The sequence below is a fragment of the Listeria sp. MAN/IMW/UF555 genome (assembly GCF_058684075.1).
This window is the reverse complement of record NZ_JBZWZS010000001.1, coordinates 1,267,805-1,284,688: the sequence shown is the minus strand read 5'-3', so window position 1 is coordinate 1,284,688 and position 16,884 is coordinate 1,267,805. Positions and strand designations below refer to the sequence as shown.

Genomic DNA, 16,884 nt, shown 5'->3' with positions numbered 1-16,884 from the left:
AGGTGCGGACATGAGCAAACTATTACGAAAACCGTTAAATGAAACAATAGCGCCTGGCGTTACGCTTGTGCAGGATATTAACCAAGGGAATTCTCCGCTAAGTTATGTTGGGTTTCGCTTGATTGAACTGGAAAAAGGCGCCGTTTATCAGGAGGCTCTTACTGATTTGGAGTGCTGCATTGTCGCGCTTACTGGGAAAATTACGGTTAGTGAGGCCGCGCATGTTTTTACAGAAATTGGGACAAGGGCGAACGTTTTCGAAAAAATTCCGACTGATAGCGTGTTTATCTCTGGTGGACGGGCGTTTCAAGTGAAGGCAGATTCGGGAAAAGCTCGTGTGGCTCTTTGTTATTCGCCGGCTGACCGAGATTTGCCAACGACGCTAATTAAAGCAAGTGATAATTCAATTGAGCAACGCGGTAAATATCAAAATAAACGACTGGTACATAATATTTTGCCAGATGTGAGTGGGGTTGCGAGTAGTTTGTTGGTTGTGGAAGTGTATACGAATGGCGGGGATTTTTCGAGTTATCCACCGCATAAACATGACCGCGATAATTTGCCAGCAGAGTCATTTTTAGAAGAAAGTTATTATCATGAAATTAATCCGGAGCAAGGTTTTATTTTTCAACGTGTCTATACGGATGATCGTGCGCTTGATGAAACAATGGCTGTAGAGCACCAGAATGCGGTTATTGTTCCAGAAGGCTATCATCCTGTGGGGGTTCCGGACGGATATGATTCTTACTATTTAAACGTGATGGCTGGACCGAAGCGGGTTTGGAAATTTCACAATGATCCCGACCATGAATGGATTTTAGAGCGAGACTAAGAGGAGGATTTGGAGCATGAATCTAAACAAACATAGCGAACGAAAATTTGATTTAATCACAGTAGGACGCGCGTGCATTGATTTGAACGCGGTCGAATACAATCGTCCAATGGAAGAAACGATAACTTTTTCTAAATATGTGGGTGGCTCCCCGGCTAATATTGCGATTGGAACCGCGAAACTCGGCTTAAAAGTAGGTTTTATCGGCAAAATTTCAGATGATCAACATGGCAGGTTTATTGAAAAACATATGCGCGATTTGAATATAAACACGGCTGGAATGGTGAAAGATACAGCTGGGCGCAAAGTTGGTTTGGCGTTTACGGAAATTAAGAGCCCGGAAGAATGTAGTATTTTAATGTATCGTGAAAATGTAGCGGATTTATATTTGACGCCGGAAGAGATTTCGGAAGACTACATAAAAGAAACACGGGTGCTCCTCATTTCAGGTACAGCTTTAGCGCAAAGTCCATCACGAGAAGCCGTTTTAAAAGCAGTCCACCTAGCTCAGAAAAACGATGTAATAGTCGCTTTTGAACTGGATTATCGCCCCTATACTTGGAAAAATACGGAAGAAACAGCGGTTTATTATTCACTTGTCGCGGAACAAGCGGATGTGATAATCGGTACGCGTGACGAATTTGATATGATGGAAAATCAAATTGGTGGTAATAATGAAGTGACGACGGCCAATCTTTTTAAACATAAAGCAGAAATTATCGTAATTAAGCACGGTGTAGAAGGATCTTTTGCGTATACAAAAGCAGGCGAAACATTCCGAGCACAAGCCTATAAAACTAAAGTACTCAAAACATTTGGCGCAGGGGATTCCTATGCATCTGCATTCTTATATGGGCTGTTTAGCGGCGAAAATATCGAAACAGCACTTAAATTCGGAAGTGCGGCGGCTTCAATCGTTGTGAGTAAACACAGTTCTTCCGATGCGATGCCAACAGCCGATGAAATTAAAGCGCTTATTGCGAACGCGGATTAGGAGGGATTTTGATGACGGAAAAAACAATTCGACTAACTACTGCGCAAGCTTTGGTGAAATTTTTAAATCAACAGTATATTGAGGTGGACGGTGAATCTGCGCCGTTTGTGGACGGGATTTTCACATTGTTTGGGCATGGGAATGTGGTTGGGATTGGACAGGCTTTGGAAGAAAATCCAGGTCATTTAAAAGTCTACCAAGGAAAAAATGAGCAGGGCATGGCGCACGCGGCAATTGCCTACGCAAAACAAAAAAATCGCAAGCGCATCTACGCGTGTTCCACGTCAGCTGGACCAGGATCTGCTAACCTAATTACAGCAGCTGGCACCGCATTTGCGAACAATTTACCAGTATTATTCTTGCCAGCCGACACATTCGCAACAAGACAGCCCGACCCAGTTTTGCAACAACTAGAGCATGAGTCGAGCACGGCAATCACAACCAACGATGGCTTCCAAGCAGTTTCAAAATATTTTGACCGCGTGCAGCGACCAGAGCAACTAATGAGCGCCCTCCTTCGCGCCTTTGAAGTCATGACCAACCCAGTGAGCGCCGGTCCAGCAACAATCTGTATCGCGCAAGACACAGAAGGAGAAGCATTCGATTACCCAGTAACGTTTTTCCAAAAAAGAATTCACTATCTTAATCGGCAAATTCCGACAAAACGCGAACTAACCGAGGCGGCGAAACTTATCAAAGCTAGTCAGACCCCGGTTATTATCGTCGGAGGTGGCGCCCGCTATTCAGATGCCCGCAATGAATTAATCGCCCTCTCCGAACAAAACGACATTCCGCTCGTTGAAACGCATGCTGGGAAATCCACCGTGGAGTTTAGCTTCAAAAACAATCTAGGCGGCACAGGCATCCTCGGTACACTGGCTGCAAATAAAATAATCCACGAGGCCGATTTAGTGATTGGAATTGGCACGCGCTATACCGATTTCACAACGAGCTCCAAGACAGCCTTTAACCCAGCGACTAAATTTATCAATATCAACATCAGCCGGATGCAAACCTACAAACTAGATGCCTTCCAAGTGGTCGGTGACGCCAAAGCAACACTAATCGAACTTACGCCACTTTTAAAAGGATACAAAACCCAATTTGGTGACAAGATTTCGACGTATAAAAAAGAATGGCTAAAAGAACGAACGCGTCTGCAACATACAAAATTCAATCGTAATAATTTCGCCCCAGAAATCAAAAATCAATTTGATCAAGCAACTTTAAACGAATATGCCGATAGCTTACAGACGGAATTCACACAAACCGAAGCACTAATTACAATTAATGATACCGTCGAGCCAGATAGCATCGTAGTTTGTTCAGCTGGTTCACTTCCGGGCGACCTGCAACGACTCTGGAATCCAGCCGTGCCAAATACGTATCACCTAGAATATGGCTACTCTTGCATGGGCTACGAAATAAACGGTGCTCTAGGCGCAAAAATGGCCGCAAACGATAACCAAGAAGTATACTCTATCGTCGGCGATGGCAGTTTCTGCATGTCCCACTCTGAACTGCTGACTTCCTTGCAATACGGCAAAAAAATTAACATTATGCTCTTCGATAATTCCGGATTTGGCTGTATCAACAATCTTCAAATGGCAAACGGGAGCGACAGTTTCTTCTGTGAATTCCGCGATAACAACAACCAAATCATGCAAGTCGATTACGCCAAAATTGCAGAAGGATACGGCGCAAAAGTCTATAAAGCCAACACAAAAGAAGATTTGATCAACGCGTTAGAAGATGCCAAAAAACAAACCAAAACAACTTTAATCGAAATGAAAGTGTTGCCTAAAACCATGTCAGAAGGCTACCTTAACTGGTGGAATGTAGGCGTTTCCGAAGTTTCAAATAAAGAGAGCATCACCCGAGCATACGAAGCGAAACAAATAAACCTGAAAAAAGCCCGACTATATTAAGCTAAACAAAAACAAGCCTGACATAGAGGCTTGTTTTTGTTTGCTGTATCTAGCAGCCAGACTTTGCATCACAGCAGTTTTTCTTTATAATAAGAGTAACTGTAAGATTATGTTTTTTAGGAGGAAATAATATGGAAGCTTTTGCAGAATATCTAGCTGAGATTGAAAACCCGGAACACCGCGCACGAACACAAGAAGTTTTAACCTGGGTGGAGGAAACTTTTCCAAATCTAAAGCCAGAAATCAAATGGAATACACCAATGTTCACCAATAATGGTACGTTCATCATTGGATTCTCAATTGCAAAACAGCATATGAGTGTTTCCCCAGAAGTAGCTGGAATTGATCGTTTTGAAACGGAACTGAAAGAAGCTGGTTATAGTCATACGAAAGGGATTTTCCGGATTTTATGGAAGAAACCAGTAGATTTTGATTTACTAGCAAAAATAATCGAGTTTAATATTCAAGATAAAGCTAATTATAGTAGTTTTTGGCGCGTATAAGTAAATTATAGTTACTTTGTCGCGTAGCAAATCCGGATTTTTTATGACATAATAAATAAGCTAAAATGTATTTTAAAAAGAGTGGTGTAAAATGCGTATTTTTTGTGGAATTATGTCAATCCAAGCAGGCTTTATTGGTGCTCTTGCTGAACTACTAAGCCCTGACAGCAAAAAAAATAACTTGTTTATGATACCGGAAGATCTTGCGGCGTCATCGGGCTATCTAATGTCACTTGCGATGATTTTAGCAGGAATCCTCATTATTTGTGCTTATCGAAATGATTTTCTAATATTTATGGCACTAATTTTATGGCTATTTGGACTTGTTTTTGGACTGATTTTCACCCCTAGTTATTCTGGATTCTATTTCCGTCCAATCGTATGTTTAATAAGCTTCTTAATGGGCCTGTTTATTTTTACGGATTACACAAGACATCGAGATGTGAACGAAGAAAGGTGAGCGAAATGCCCACCTTTTTTTATTTTATATCCGTGCAGGTCGCGAAGTCCGAAACTGCAATCCAAGATCAATCAATGCACAAACCCAAATACTTACAAAACTAACAAATAACGGTAAATCTGTATAAAGATTGAGGAAAAACAACCCAACGAGAAGCAATAATAAAAGCGCATCTTTCCAAAAAGAAAAGCTCACTTCCACCTTTTTGTGGGTTATAAAAACGAATTGTTTTGAGATGAAAAATAGTGCTACAGAGCCAAATAACATCAAAAGCAACACATTTTTTTCTAAATGATCCTCAAACAATAAATGCAAATTCGCCGCAAGTAGCATAATGGAAATAATAATAAAGAAATGTCCATAAATTAAGTACTGCCCATGGGTTTCTTTATGATGATCGATTATTTTTTCAAAGCTGTGAAAGTAAGAGACGAAGAGTGTGCTGATAATTAAAAAGCCAAGAAAAGTATAGCTGATAGTATATAAATCAAGCGTATGCCCCACCAAAATGGTAGTAATCGCGACGATACTCTCACCAAATGTAATAATAACGAACAAACCAAATCGCTCTGCCAAATGCGGGAAATCAACGGGAACTTTCCGTAATGTTTTTGCTAAGAATAACGGTAAAATAATATCAACTGCGATACCTAGATACATTACTAAATAACGAATAAAGCCATCAAAGAAAACCGAAGTAGCTGTCGTGAAAACCCCAAGCAAAAACACACTTCCTAGTATAATCGCCACCTTGCGCGCGTTTCCACTTAGCTGTCTACTAATAACAAAATACTGAATAACCGTAATAAATCGAATGCCTAAATAACCAATTAAAAAAGTATAGTACGTATTTGAAAAAGTTAAATCAAAGCTCGCCGTCATCAAAATCAAGAAAAACATTTGCGGCAACATATAAAGTTCAGGTAATTTTATCTTTTCACCAAAACGGTTGAAAAACATCGTCTGCCCCACCCATGCCCAAAACATCGGCGTTACCATCAGTAAATATTCGCCAAAATAAACAGCAGTTTTATCGGGATGATTATCAACACTAAGTAAAAGATGGGTCGTGGAAGCAACCGCGGTAACAAATATTAAATCAAAAAATAGCTCTAGCCAAGAAACTTTTCTTTCAGTCATTATTTCACCCCATTAAATGCTCTTTTTTAAAATTATACCACGCGGAAAGCTATTCTTATTTACTTTTGACAGTGGCTTGCCGAGAAAAGTATAATGGAGGGACAAATTACTAGGACGGGAGAGAGCAAAATGGTGAAAACTTGGGATGAATTTTTAGAGCAAGAAGCCAAACAGCCTTATTTTATAGAATTGATGAAAGCTGTGAGTGAAGCGAGAGAAGAAGGAAATGTTTATCCATCAGAGGAAGATATGTTTTCGTGTTTCCGCTTATGCCCTTATGATAAAGTCAAAGTTGTCATCCTTGGTCAAGACCCTTATCATGGCCCAGGTCAGGCACATGGCTTAAGTTTTTCTGTGCAAAAAGACGTTCGAATCCCGCCAAGCCTTCGAAATATTTACAAGGAACTAAAAAGCGACTTGGATATTGATCCAGCTAATCACGGTTATCTTGCTAAATGGGCGGAACAGGGAGTTTTACTAATGAACACAAGCTGGAGTGTGGAGGAAGGGAAAGCCGGAAGCCACAAAAAATTAGGTTGGGCGATATTTACCAATCACGTTTTGGAAGAATTAAATAATTACGATAAGCCACTCGTCTTTATTTTATGGGGGAATCACGCTATAAAAGCTGCAAGTGGCATCACTAACCCAAAACATTTACTGATTAAAGGAGTACATCCATCACCCCTTGCCGCAAATCGTGGCTTTTTCGGAAGTAAACCATTTTCCAAAACCAATGAGTTCTTAAAAGAGAATAATAGAACGCCAATTGATTGGGATTTAAATAGTAAATAATAGCAACATTTTGTCGTTTTTTCTTCCTATTATAAATTTTTCTTTAAAAGTGAAAAAATTTACAGAATAATTGCTAAAAGTTTTTTACATAAAGTTTCTTTCATGTTATGGTTATTACAGGAGATAGTTAAAACTTAAAAAAGTTCCTAAAGAAGGTGACTGGTTTGAAGCATAATTTTACAGAAGATGACTTTGTTTATGGAGAATCATGGGGACTCGTGCATCGGGGGGTTTTAGAAGACAAAGAAATAGAAAGAATGAAAGCGCTACGAGACAAAGTAGTGGGCAAAAAAGGTGTAGCACAAACGACACTTAAACCGATTGGCAGTGTCAGAATAGACGGAGAAGTCTATGAAGCTCGCTTGAAAACAGGTTATTTGGAAGTTGGAAAACCAATAATTGCAGTAGGTATCGACTTTGGATACGTACTAGTTAATGAAGATATACAGGAGGGAGAAAAATGACAATGATTGGACCAATTATTATCGCAGTATTGATTATCATCTTTTTAATCGTCTTTTTTACTTTAGTACCAGTGGGGTTATGGATTAGTGCATTATCCGCACGTGTACCAGTAGGACTAGGAACATTAATCGGGATGAGATTACGTCGGGTTGTACCTTCTCGCGTTGTAAAACCGTTAATTAAAGCAGTAAAAGCAGGACTTGATTTAGAAGTAAACCAACTTGAAAGTCACTATTTAGCAGGTGGGGACGTGGATAACACAGTTGATGCGTTAATCGCCGCACACCGCGCAAATATTGAATTAGATTTCAGCCGTGCAGCAGCAATTGACCTTGCTGGACGTGACGTACTTGAAGCAGTACAAACTTCTGTAACACCAAAAGTTATCCGTACACCTGAATTTACTGGTGTGGCGCAAAATGGGGTAGAAGTAAAAGTTATTACACAAATTACCGTACAATCTAATATTGAACGTATCGTCGGTGGTGCTGGTGAAGATACAGTTATCGCGCGTGTCGGTGAAGCCGTAGTATCTACAGTCGGTGAAACTAGAGAACATACAGACGTACTTGAAAATCCAAACAGCATTTCGAAAAAAGTCCAAGAACAAGGACTTGGAGACGGAACTGCTTACACAATTTTATCTATTGATATTGCTGAGATGCGTATCGGTGACAACATTAAAGCAAAACTAGACATCGAAAAAGCCAACGCGGACATGGAAGTTGCTCAAGCAGCTGCATCGAAACGTAAAGCTGAAGCGATTGCCCTAGAACAAGAAAACAGAGCTGCCGTAGTAGCCGCAGAAGCAGAAGTACCACGTGCTCTTTCTCGCGCTTTAGAAGAAGGCAACTTAGGCGTAATGGATTACTACAAAATGGAAAATGTACAATCAGATACAGCAATGCGCGAATCGATTGCACACGAAGACGAAAAATAAACCTTGATCTTTTGCAAGAAAGAAGGTGTTTTCATTGGATTTAAATGATTTTCTAAATAGTGGCTGGGAAGGTGTTTTAGTTATCCTTGGGGTGATTGGCGTTATTGTAAATCTCCTTAGTAAATCGGGCAAGGCAGCTGACAGCGAAAAAAAAGAACCATCCAAGCTAAGCCAAATGTCGCGTGCGAACTACAAACCGCAACATCATAACCAAACCACTAAAAAACCAGAAAAACGAAAAGTATCACAAGGAACTTTTACACAAAATAAAGAGCAAGATAAAGTTATCGCGGAACAAAAAGCCGCACAAGAGAAAATGTTAAGAGAAATTCGCCGGGAATCCGACGTGGCCAAAGGGAAAAAGATAATGAAAACTTCCACGCATCGCCCTAAAAAAGCTCGAAAATTGCGGGGTAGATTACAGGAAGCAATAATTACCAAAGAAATCCTTGATAAACCAGTCTCTTTACGAAAAAACCATCTATAGAAATAAGCTCAAGAACTCGTTTCTTGGGCTTGTTTTTTTGCTGTGTCCAAACTGTTACATAATAAAGTTAAGTTTTAAAATAGCTGTATTACAACTGTAACATTCACCTGATATGCTGTGGGTATATAAAAAAGGGGTGCGTGGATTGAAAATAATAGCAGCGAGAAGAAAGATTTTTTTTGCGTTAATAGCTTTAATGATTTCTTTTTCAGTACTATTTTTACCAACAAATAGCGCATCAGCAGCAACTACTTACAAGATGACGACAACAGCTGATGTAAATGTTCGCACAGCAGACAATACAAGCGGCAAAGTCATCGGTTTTTACAAAAAAGGTACTACGGTTACTTTTACAGCCAAAACAAAAAATAACTGGTACAAAACAACATATAACGGTAAAGTAGGATATGTTTCAGGTAAATGTTTAACTACATACAAAGCACCTGTTGCAACAACACAAAGTTTTACCGCATTAAATAATGAAGCAAGAAAACACCTTGGCAAGCGCTATAAAATCGGCGCAACTGGTCCAAGCTGCTTTGATTGCTCTGGGTATACGCAATATGTATATTCAAAAGGAATAAAAAAATCTATTCCTCGTACAGCCAAACAACAATATGCTTCCGCCAAAAAAATTAAAGCTAGCGAACTAAAAAACGGCGATTTAATTTTCTTTAATTACGGCAAAGGGATTGCCCATGTTGGAATTTATGTAGGAAATGGAAAAATGCTTAACGCACAAAATAACGGCGTGAAATACGACACTATCAAATCTGGCTACTGGAAAAAATATATTGCTGGTTACGGTCGTGTAGCAAATTTAAAATAATTTTACAAAGCGTCACTTTCAGGTGATGCTTTTTTGTGTAATTAATAAGGAGGAATCATAAGTGGAGTTTAGTATAAAAGAAATGCCTTTAGAAGAGTTGGAACCGAAAGTAATCGAAGGTCTGATGAATCATAAAGAAAGAATGGGATACTCGATACCTAAAAGTGAACCTGTTTTTATTGGATTTGCGGCGATAAATCACGAAGGAGAAATAGTCGGTGGCTTAACAGCTAAAACGAGTTACGGTGAACTCCATGTGTCACTGCTTTCAGTGGATCAAAAAATGCAAGGAACAGGGGTAGGTACAGCATTAATAGAACAAATAGAAAGATATGGTAGAGAACATCATTGCCACCATATCTCTCTAACGACATTCAGTTACCAAGCTCCGGAATTTTATAAAAAATGTGGTTTCACAGAGCTTGGCCGTATCAAAGATTTTCCATTAAAAGGTGAGGAAAAATACTTTTTCGTCAAATATCTATAAAGTCTACATAGAACTGTTTTTGTTAGCAGCGGCTTGAACGGCACTAATGACAGAGGAACGGAAACCTGTATCTTCCAGTGACTTGACTGCTTCGATTGTTGTTCCACCAGGAGAGGTGACCATGTCTTTTAGTTTTCCAGGATGTTCGCCAGTTTCTAATACCATTTTTGCGGCACCAAGAACGGCTTGAGCTGCGAATTTATAAGCTTTATCTCGCGGCATACCGTTCAAAACAGCTCCATCAGCAAGCGCCTCGATAAACATATACACATACGCTGGGGACGAACCACTGACGCCCACTACGGCATCCATCAAGTTCTCAGCAACAACTTCGGCTTTTCCAAAACTAGAAAAAATAGTAGAAATATGCGCTGTTTCTTCCGCAGTTACATTGCTATTAGGCGAAATGGATGACATTGCTTCGCCGACAAGCGCCGGGGTATTTGGCATAACGCGAACAATTTTAGTCTCTGTTGACGTTAATTCTTCTAAGTCTTTAATTGTGACCCCTGCTGCTACAGAAATAACGATTTTTTCAGGTGTTATCTTATCTTTTACTGCTGTTAAAATCTCAGGAATAGTATAAGGCTTAACGGATAAAATGATAATATCTGCTTGTTCTGCAAGTTGAGCGGTATCCGTTGTTAATTGAATTCCGTTAAATTCAGTTTTAAGTGGTTTTAATTTTTCCATATCTCTACCACACACAAGAATGTCTTCTTCTTTCCCCAAGTTTGCTTTTGCTAAACCACGAATCATTGCTGTACCCATATTTCCCGCGCCTATAAAACCGATTTTTTTCATACTAATTTTCGCTCCTAACAAAATCTTTTTTTCTATTATCTCACGTTATGCGGCTTTGTCCAGCCTTTCAGAAGTGGAAAAAAGCAACAAATAAATTAGATTTAAAACAATCTTAGAACTTATTCTAAGGTTTTTTTGTGTTTGGGATTGTATTTTTTGTGAAAAAAAGTCTGATTTTGAACTAAAATTGTAAAGCCATTCATGAAATTTATAACTCAACTAAACTTTGGCTAGTATGAATAATAAAATATAGCGAAAATGTGTCAAAAGCGACTCACTTGACAACTAAAAATAAACATTATTGTGATAATTGTCCCCTAATAAGTGATTCTGAGCAACAGTAAAAATTAACTTGGGATACGATATGGAGCACAATGTTTTTAAGGTTTGAAAGCGCTATAAATGGCGTTTTTATCAGCTATAATTAACATTGGATAACAGTTCCAACTACATAGTACTGCGAGGTGAAAACATTGAATTTCTTTTTACAACTATTAGGCAACTCTTCTGGTGCTTTAAATTTCCCAGACGTAACAGAAATCCTAAACAACTTAATGAAAATCATTTTTGGTTAATTTCAAAAAAATAAAACATAAAGGAGGTAACTGCAGATGAATTTCTTTTTACAATTATTAGGTAATCTTTCAGGAGCACTTAATTTCCCGGAAATTACAGGATTTTTAAACAACATTATGAAAGCAATCTTTGGTTGATTTTTACAAAAATAAAATAGCAGAGGAGGCCACTAAAAAATGAATTTCTTTTTACAATTATTAACTAACGTTTCAGGAGCATTCAATTTCCCAGAAATCACAGGATTACTAAACAACTTAATCAAAGGAATCTTTGGTTGATTGCTCATTAGAATAAGTTGAAATATAGGGTTAAGGCTGACTTAACCCTATTTTGTAATTAAAGATGTAAATGAGGAGGATTTTTAATCCATGAAAAAAATAATCGCGTTAATCACAACAGTTGCACTTCTATCAATGGTTGTCTTTAACTTTATTCCAAGTATGGTTGCAGATGCGGCTAGTACTTCCGAGAGCAGTTTGACATATAAAGACGTACGAAATGGTTTTTACTTTGTTGGATATGAAGATGTGCAACTTGAAAAAGGTAAAAGTTATAAATATACAGTAGCTTATGAAGCAAATGTTGACATGCAAGCGACTGATACTGTTACAGGTCAATCAGCAAAAGCAGGACTATTTATACCAAATTCGTCTGGCGTAGAACTTGATAGTAACAATGTGACTACTACACAAAATAACGTAGTCGATGTAGCAAATGACGGAAATAAAGTATTTACACATACATTTGAATTTACAGTAAAAGAAGATACAAAAGCAGATATTGGTACTTATTTAGGAGCAGGATCTGTCATTCCAACGACTCCAGATGCAACAATAATTTGGAAAAACGTATCAGTAACAAATGAAACCCCAGCAGAACAACCAGAAGCTCCAGTTATTAATGCAGAAGATAAAACAATCGAACAAAACGAAACTTTTGATGCATTAAAGGAAGTAACTGCAACGGATAAAAAAGACGGCGATCTTACAAAAAGCGTCAAAGTAACTAAAAACACAGTGGATACGACGAAAAGCGGCGAGTATGACGTTGACTATAGTGTGACAAACTCAAGCAAACTAACAACTACAAAAAGCGTTAAAGTAACCGTTACTCCAGTAGAAACAAAAACAAACACAGCTCCAATTATTGATGCAAAAGATCAAACAATCAAAGTTGGTGACCTATTTAATTCGTTAAAAGAAGTTACTGCAACGGATAAAGAAGACGGCGATCTAACAGCGAAAATTAAAGTAACAAAAGACACTGTAAACAATGCGGAAAAAGGCGTTTACCAAGTAACTTATACAGTTACAGATTCCGGTAATCTATCAGCCTCTCTTACAATCAAAGTGACTGTTACTCAAGATGGAAAATTAATTGTTAATCCAAGCGATCCGACAAATCCAGCTGATCCATCCAATCCAGAAGTAACAAAAACTCCTGTAGAATTTGAAAGAGCTTCAGTTGATCCAACAACGACTAAAGTAAATGTGAACAAAATTCCAAAAACTGGTGATAGCTCGATGATATGGGTAGTCTTAGCAGGACTAGGCTTAACTACCATTGGCATCAGCTCTTATCGCAAAAAAGCAAATAGATAATTTATCATTGATGAAAAGAGTATGCTAGGTCTGAAATCAGATACTCTTTTCATTAACTAGATGATAAAATGGCAATCAAGGGCTATTTTTAAAGAGCTTTACACAGAGAGGGGAGTCATTTATGCCAAAAATTGCTAAAAGTGATCGATTGGAGAATGTTGCTTTTGAGTACATTAAGAACAAAATTACAACAGGGGAGTATCCTACCGGGTACAGAGTAGTAGAAGCGAAATTGTCTCAAGAATTAAACATGAGCAGAACACCAATTAGAAGGGCGATTATTAATCTTTGCCATTCTGGTTTTTTAGTTCATCAGTATAATCGTGGTGCCTTCGTCCAAAATACAGAGGTAACAATTACTGAGTTTTTTTCGAGAATGAAATTGGTCGAACTTTTAGTGTATGAAAGCACGGAAAAATTAGCTTTACGGGAAGATTATATTGTTGTAGATGACATCATAGAAATAGCAGAAAAAGTAATTCAATATGAAAAAAATAGAGAATATGAATTAATGCGGGGCGCTTTTGAAGATTTTATTAGCACGTTTATCGGTAAGTTGAACAATGATTACTTTAATAGAGTAATTCAAGATTTATGGAATGAAATAAATGACAACGCAACCAAAGAAGTAAGACTTATTATTGTTTCTGCAAGTGATCGAATTGCGGAAGAATTAGCGCACATGATTGAAATTTTAAAATCATGGAATTACGAACAATTAAAAAAATGTTTTCAACACATAATGAACGCAATGATTTTAATTGCTTTTTAAAGAGAGGTTTATAACTATTGAAAAAAATAAGCTGGATGATTATCATGCTGATTATTGTTGCTATATCAGTAGGCTATTATTTTATAAAAGAAAATGAGAAAAAAACACCACAAGTAATTAATTACAAAACAGTCGAAGCGAATAAAACAGACTTAAGCGTCTATGTTTCCGCAGAAGGTCATATCGTAAAAACAGTAAATGAATGGCCAGATTATAAAGATTTCGCGGTACAAATTATGGTGGACGAACTAGAAATCAATCAAATAAAAGAAAAACAAGCAGCGAATGTCCACGTTGAAGCCGTAAATAATAAGATTTACAAAGGCAAAGTTTCTGATATAGATGAAAAAGGCATCATAAACGGCTCAGTAACATCGTATAAAGTTACGATTGATTTGGAAAATGATGATAATTTAAAAGAAAATATGTCAGTAAGTGCTGACGTGCTCGTGGCATTAGAAAAAATGATTCTGACAATCCCGATAGAAGCAGTTCACACAGATAAACAAGACAAAAATTATGTTTATATTGTTGATGAAAATAAGCAAAAAAAGAAAATCTGGATTGAAACAGGAAAACATAATACAAAATCTATCCAAGTAGTAAAAGGACTTACAGAAGGACAACCTGTGATTATTCCTTAAATGGAGGAGAGTGCGACATGATTCAACTATTTAACATCTCAAAATCCTACCAAATGGGAGAAAACACAATAAAAGCATTAGACGACATATCGCTTCAAATCAGTGAAGGTGAATTTTTAGCCATTATCGGCCCATCTGGTTCTGGAAAATCTACCTTAATGAATATCCTTGGAATTCTTGATAAGGCGACGGTTGGTGAGTACTATCTCAATAAAAAGAATTTAATGCGCGTATCAGACCGAAAGATTTCTAAAATTAGAAATCGGAAAATCGGTTTTATTTTCCAGCAATTTAACTTAATGCCCCGACTCACTGCTTTTGAAAATGTAGAATTGCCGCTTGTATATCGAGGTGTAGGTAAAGCTGTTCGAAAAAGAGTCGTATTAAAAAGTTTAGAACGAGTTGGATTATTAGATAAAAAGAAACATCTACCTGCCCAGCTTTCAGGAGGTCAGCAGCAACGTATCGCGATAGCACGAGCCATAGCAGGAAGTCCGGAAATAATACTAGCAGATGAACCAACAGGCGCGCTCGATTCTAAAACCGGAGAAGAAGTAATGTCGTTGCTTAAAGAAATTCACCGAGAAGGAAATACATTAATTATTATTACACACGATCAAGAAATCGCCCAACAAGCAGAGCGAATAATAGAAATTAAAGACGGCAAACTCTGTGAATGGAACAAATTATGAATATTTTTCAAAGCATTAAATTAGCTCTAAAACAACTACTTTCCGCCAAATTTCGAACATTTTTAACAATGCTTGGAATTATTATTGGTGTTTTTTCTGTTATATTACTTGTTTCAATTGGCGAGGCGATTTCAAAAAATGTTTCTAGCCAATTAGGAGATATGGGGAGTAATCTGGTATCTGTTAGCTTTTATTCGGATAATCCAAACGAGAAATTCACCTATAAAGAAGCGAATGGCCTTTTGAATGAGGATGAAATTGGTTCGCCGGAAGTAATGAAGACCAAAGAAGTAAGAACGAATGTAAAGACAGCGAGTAGCCAAGTAACTGGAGTAAATGAAGATTATGCGACTATAAAAAACTTAGAACTTACATCAGGTCGATTTTGTTCTAATGTAGATGTTCGATTTGCCCAAAAAGTAACTGTCATCGGTTCAGAAATTGCTAAAACGTATTTTAAAAATCAAAATCCAGTAGGAAAACATATCCAAATTGCCGGCGCTAGATATTTAGTTATTGGTGTTTTAAAAGAAAAAGGCGAGAGTTTATTCGGGTCAGCGGACAAGAAACTTTTTATTCCGGTCACTTCCGCAGAACGACTTTTTAAAACGGATTCTGTAGATTTATACTATATTCAAACAAAAAATACGGAACAAGTGCCAGACGTAGTGAAGCGGACAAAACAGCAACTAAGCCAACTTTTTCCAAATAATAAAGAGGCGTATACGGTTGTCAATCAGCAACAGGCACTTGATACATTTGACAGTATTACTAGCACGCTTACCATTGGTTTAGGCGCGATTGCTGGAATTTCTTTACTCGTTGGCGGGATTGGAATCATGAATATTATGCTCGTCTCGGTTTCAGAACGAACGCGAGAAATTGGTATTAGAAAAGCAATCGGTGCAGGTAGTGGGGATATTTTGAGGCAATTTTTGATTGAAGCGATTGTGCTGAGTTTGTTAGGTGGTAGTATCGGTATTTTACTAGGAATTTTTTCCGCGCAAATAGTTACAGCCGCATCTAGTTTTGACATGCATGTTTCTGCTACGACGATTCTTTTAGCAGTTGGATTTTCGATGTTTATTGGAATTGTGTTTGGTGTAGTCCCAGCGCAGAAAGCTTCGAAAAAAATGCCGATAGATGCGTTACGAGCAGATTAACTATAGGGGGCGTTTTTATGGAGAGAGAACAACAAGTCGATGATACATGGGTTTTAGTAGAAATCGTTAGTCTAGTAACCAATGTAGAACGACAACGACTTAGAGAACTTAGTTACGCTGACTTGGAAGAATTTTATGAAAGAGTTGTGGTAGAACAATAAAGAAAATCCTACTTTTTGCGAGAATAATAAAACTATGCGAAAATAAAGGCAAATTAGTAGGAGGGGTTTAGATGTACGAATCGATTAGGAAACGTGATGATGGTACGACGCTCGTTGAATTTGGATTAGAAATAAATGCGGAAGTAGCAGATGTATTTTCCTTATTAACAACCAACGAAGGGCTAGCAAAGTGGTTTAATGAGCTTGAAATAGGCGAGCTTGGAGCATATGGACATCTTCTTTTCATCATGACTCCTGAAGAAAAAATAACCATGCCAATTCGTGCATTTGAACCTAACCGAAAAATAGCCTTTCAGTGGGATCAAGATGAAGTAGCATTTGAACTAAATGAAATTGCGGGAAACAAAACAAAGTTAGTTTTTACAGAACAACTGACCGCAATCACAGAGCACAGCCCAAGAGATGTTTCCGGTTGGCATATTTGCCTGAAAAAATTACAAGCAAGCGCGGAGAAAAAGACGTACGATTTTAACAAAGCCACATTTGAAACCCTATTTGCCAAATACCAAAAAGCATTGAATAACGAAAAATAAATTCTTTAGAAAAGCCATAAATGAAGCTGGAAACGCTTTGTTTATGGCTTTTTTCTG

General features: G+C 37.9%; 20 protein-coding genes. 18 read left to right on the top strand and 2 right to left on the bottom strand.

From position 1 onward, the window contains the following. Positions 1-10 precede the first annotated feature (10 nt). The 5 genes from iolB (at position 11) to AC4PG8_RS06395 (ending at position 4,717) form a co-directional block, all read left to right on the top strand. Positions 11-832 (top strand): 5-deoxy-glucuronate isomerase, encoded by an 822-nt coding sequence (iolB, locus tag AC4PG8_RS06415; protein ID WP_492170170.1) that lies wholly within the window; start codon positions 11-13, stop codon positions 830-832. A 16-nt stretch (positions 833-848) separates the two neighbouring features. Continuing rightward, positions 849-1,826, top strand: coding sequence for a 5-dehydro-2-deoxygluconokinase (iolC, locus tag AC4PG8_RS06410; RefSeq protein ID WP_492170169.1), 978 nt, complete (start codon positions 849-851; stop codon positions 1,824-1,826). Positions 1,827-1,837: 11 nt separating this feature from the next. Next, entirely contained in the window at positions 1,838-3,754 is a 1,917-nt protein-coding gene (gene iolD, locus AC4PG8_RS06405) for a 3D-(3,5/4)-trihydroxycyclohexane-1,2-dione acylhydrolase (decyclizing) (RefSeq protein WP_492170168.1), read from the top strand. Between the two features lie 131 nt (positions 3,755-3,885). Next, positions 3,886-4,257: an iron chaperone gene (locus tag AC4PG8_RS06400; protein ID WP_185539275.1), complete on the top strand. Its 372-nt coding sequence runs from the start codon at positions 3,886-3,888 to the stop codon at positions 4,255-4,257. A gap of 91 nt (positions 4,258-4,348) precedes the next feature. Beyond that, on the top strand, positions 4,349-4,717 hold the full coding sequence (locus tag AC4PG8_RS06395) for a hypothetical protein (protein WP_003760353.1): 369 nt from the start codon (positions 4,349-4,351) through the stop codon (positions 4,715-4,717). A 24-nt stretch (positions 4,718-4,741) separates the two neighbouring features. On the opposite strand, the gene AC4PG8_RS06390 is transcribed toward AC4PG8_RS06395, so the two are convergent. After that, entirely contained in the window at positions 4,742-5,857 is a 1,116-nt protein-coding gene (locus tag AC4PG8_RS06390; protein WP_185539276.1) for a low temperature requirement protein A, read from the bottom strand. Between the two features lie 129 nt (positions 5,858-5,986). On the opposite strand from AC4PG8_RS06390, the gene AC4PG8_RS06385 reads away from it, so the two are divergent. From AC4PG8_RS06385 to AC4PG8_RS06360, 6 genes are all read left to right on the top strand, one after another. Next, complete coding sequence (locus AC4PG8_RS06385; RefSeq protein WP_492170167.1) at positions 5,987-6,652, top strand: uracil-DNA glycosylase; 666 nt, start codon at positions 5,987-5,989, stop codon at positions 6,650-6,652. Positions 6,653-6,816: 164 nt separating this feature from the next. Beyond that, positions 6,817-7,116, top strand: a complete 300-nt coding sequence (locus AC4PG8_RS06380) for an NfeD family protein (RefSeq protein ID WP_003738085.1) — start codon at positions 6,817-6,819, stop codon at positions 7,114-7,116. After that, positions 7,113-8,057, top strand: a complete 945-nt coding sequence (gene floA / locus AC4PG8_RS06375; protein WP_003723104.1) for a flotillin-like protein FloA — start codon at positions 7,113-7,115, stop codon at positions 8,055-8,057. The genes AC4PG8_RS06380 and floA overlap by 4 nt, the downstream gene beginning before the upstream one ends. Before the next feature lie 34 nt (positions 8,058-8,091). Further along, positions 8,092-8,544, top strand: a complete 453-nt coding sequence (locus tag AC4PG8_RS06370; protein ID WP_003760360.1) for a hypothetical protein — start codon at positions 8,092-8,094, stop codon at positions 8,542-8,544. A gap of 145 nt (positions 8,545-8,689) precedes the next feature. After that, on the top strand, positions 8,690-9,373 hold the full coding sequence (locus tag AC4PG8_RS06365) for an NlpC/P60 family protein (protein WP_033533446.1): 684 nt from the start codon (positions 8,690-8,692) through the stop codon (positions 9,371-9,373). A 61-nt stretch (positions 9,374-9,434) separates the two neighbouring features. Beyond that, positions 9,435-9,860 carry a GNAT family N-acetyltransferase gene (locus AC4PG8_RS06360; RefSeq protein ID WP_185539278.1) on the top strand — a complete coding sequence of 142 codons (426 nt, stop codon included), beginning with the start codon at positions 9,435-9,437 and terminating at the stop codon, positions 9,858-9,860. Between the two features lie 3 nt (positions 9,861-9,863). Here AC4PG8_RS06360 and proC read toward each other — a convergent pair whose 3' ends face one another. Next, positions 9,864-10,664 carry a pyrroline-5-carboxylate reductase gene (gene proC, locus AC4PG8_RS06355; protein ID WP_185513132.1) on the bottom strand — a complete coding sequence of 267 codons (801 nt, stop codon included), beginning with the start codon at positions 10,662-10,664 and terminating at the stop codon, positions 9,864-9,866. A gap of 944 nt (positions 10,665-11,608) precedes the next feature. Here proC and AC4PG8_RS06350 point away from each other — a divergent pair. The 7 genes from AC4PG8_RS06350 (at position 11,609) to AC4PG8_RS06320 (ending at position 16,827) form a co-directional block, all read left to right on the top strand. Next, entirely contained in the window at positions 11,609-12,841 is a 1,233-nt protein-coding gene (locus AC4PG8_RS06350) for an LPXTG cell wall anchor domain-containing protein (RefSeq protein WP_492170166.1), read from the top strand. Positions 12,842-12,962: 121 nt separating this feature from the next. Beyond that, complete coding sequence (locus AC4PG8_RS06345; protein ID WP_003760365.1) at positions 12,963-13,613, top strand: GntR family transcriptional regulator; 651 nt, start codon at positions 12,963-12,965, stop codon at positions 13,611-13,613. 44 nt (positions 13,614-13,657) lie between these two features. Continuing rightward, positions 13,658-14,257, top strand: a complete 600-nt coding sequence (locus tag AC4PG8_RS06340) for an efflux RND transporter periplasmic adaptor subunit (RefSeq protein WP_153648809.1) — start codon at positions 13,658-13,660, stop codon at positions 14,255-14,257. Positions 14,258-14,274: 17 nt separating this feature from the next. After that, the gene (locus AC4PG8_RS06335) at positions 14,275-14,949 is read left to right on the top strand and encodes an ABC transporter ATP-binding protein (RefSeq protein ID WP_492170165.1); all 675 of its coding nucleotides are present in this window, start codon (positions 14,275-14,277) and stop codon (positions 14,947-14,949) included. Beyond that, positions 14,946-16,112: an ABC transporter permease gene (locus AC4PG8_RS06330; protein WP_492170164.1), complete on the top strand. Its 1,167-nt coding sequence runs from the start codon at positions 14,946-14,948 to the stop codon at positions 16,110-16,112. The genes AC4PG8_RS06335 and AC4PG8_RS06330 overlap by 4 nt, the downstream gene beginning before the upstream one ends. A gap of 17 nt (positions 16,113-16,129) precedes the next feature. Beyond that, complete coding sequence (locus AC4PG8_RS06325; RefSeq protein ID WP_141009306.1) at positions 16,130-16,273, top strand: BH0509 family protein; 144 nt, start codon at positions 16,130-16,132, stop codon at positions 16,271-16,273. A gap of 71 nt (positions 16,274-16,344) precedes the next feature. Further along, complete coding sequence (locus tag AC4PG8_RS06320) at positions 16,345-16,827, top strand: SRPBCC family protein (protein ID WP_492170163.1); 483 nt, start codon at positions 16,345-16,347, stop codon at positions 16,825-16,827. The last annotated feature ends 57 nt before the right edge of the window (positions 16,828-16,884 follow it).

Excerpts from the sequence above, each read along its gene's own strand:
- iolC (WP_492170169.1), top strand. The coding sequence starts at position 849 with ATGAATCTAAACAAACATAGCGAACGAAAATTTGATTTAATCACAGTA.
- iolD (WP_492170168.1), top strand. The coding sequence starts at position 1,838 with ATGACGGAAAAAACAATTCGACTAACTACTGCGCAAGCTTTGGTGAAA.
- AC4PG8_RS06325 (WP_141009306.1), top strand. The coding sequence starts at position 16,130 with ATGGAGAGAGAACAACAAGTCGATGATACATGGGTTTTAGTAGAAATC.
- proC (WP_185513132.1), bottom strand. The coding sequence starts at position 10,664 with ATGAAAAAAATCGGTTTTATAGGCGCGGGAAATATGGGTACAGCAATG.
- AC4PG8_RS06345 (WP_003760365.1), top strand. The coding sequence starts at position 12,963 with ATGCCAAAAATTGCTAAAAGTGATCGATTGGAGAATGTTGCTTTTGAG.
- AC4PG8_RS06350 (WP_492170166.1), top strand. The coding sequence starts at position 11,609 with ATGAAAAAAATAATCGCGTTAATCACAACAGTTGCACTTCTATCAATG.
- AC4PG8_RS06395 (WP_003760353.1), top strand. The coding sequence starts at position 4,349 with ATGCGTATTTTTTGTGGAATTATGTCAATCCAAGCAGGCTTTATTGGT.
- AC4PG8_RS06400 (WP_185539275.1), top strand. The coding sequence starts at position 3,886 with ATGGAAGCTTTTGCAGAATATCTAGCTGAGATTGAAAACCCGGAACAC.
- AC4PG8_RS06335 (WP_492170165.1), top strand. The coding sequence starts at position 14,275 with ATGATTCAACTATTTAACATCTCAAAATCCTACCAAATGGGAGAAAAC.
- AC4PG8_RS06330 (WP_492170164.1), top strand. The coding sequence starts at position 14,946 with ATGAATATTTTTCAAAGCATTAAATTAGCTCTAAAACAACTACTTTCC.
- floA (WP_003723104.1), top strand. The coding sequence starts at position 7,113 with ATGACAATGATTGGACCAATTATTATCGCAGTATTGATTATCATCTTT.
- AC4PG8_RS06320 (WP_492170163.1), top strand. The coding sequence starts at position 16,345 with ATGTACGAATCGATTAGGAAACGTGATGATGGTACGACGCTCGTTGAA.
- AC4PG8_RS06340 (WP_153648809.1), top strand. The coding sequence starts at position 13,658 with ATGCTGATTATTGTTGCTATATCAGTAGGCTATTATTTTATAAAAGAA.
- AC4PG8_RS06385 (WP_492170167.1), top strand. The coding sequence starts at position 5,987 with ATGGTGAAAACTTGGGATGAATTTTTAGAGCAAGAAGCCAAACAGCCT.
- iolB (WP_492170170.1), top strand. The coding sequence starts at position 11 with ATGAGCAAACTATTACGAAAACCGTTAAATGAAACAATAGCGCCTGGC.
- AC4PG8_RS06390 (WP_185539276.1), bottom strand. The coding sequence starts at position 5,857 with ATGACTGAAAGAAAAGTTTCTTGGCTAGAGCTATTTTTTGATTTAATA.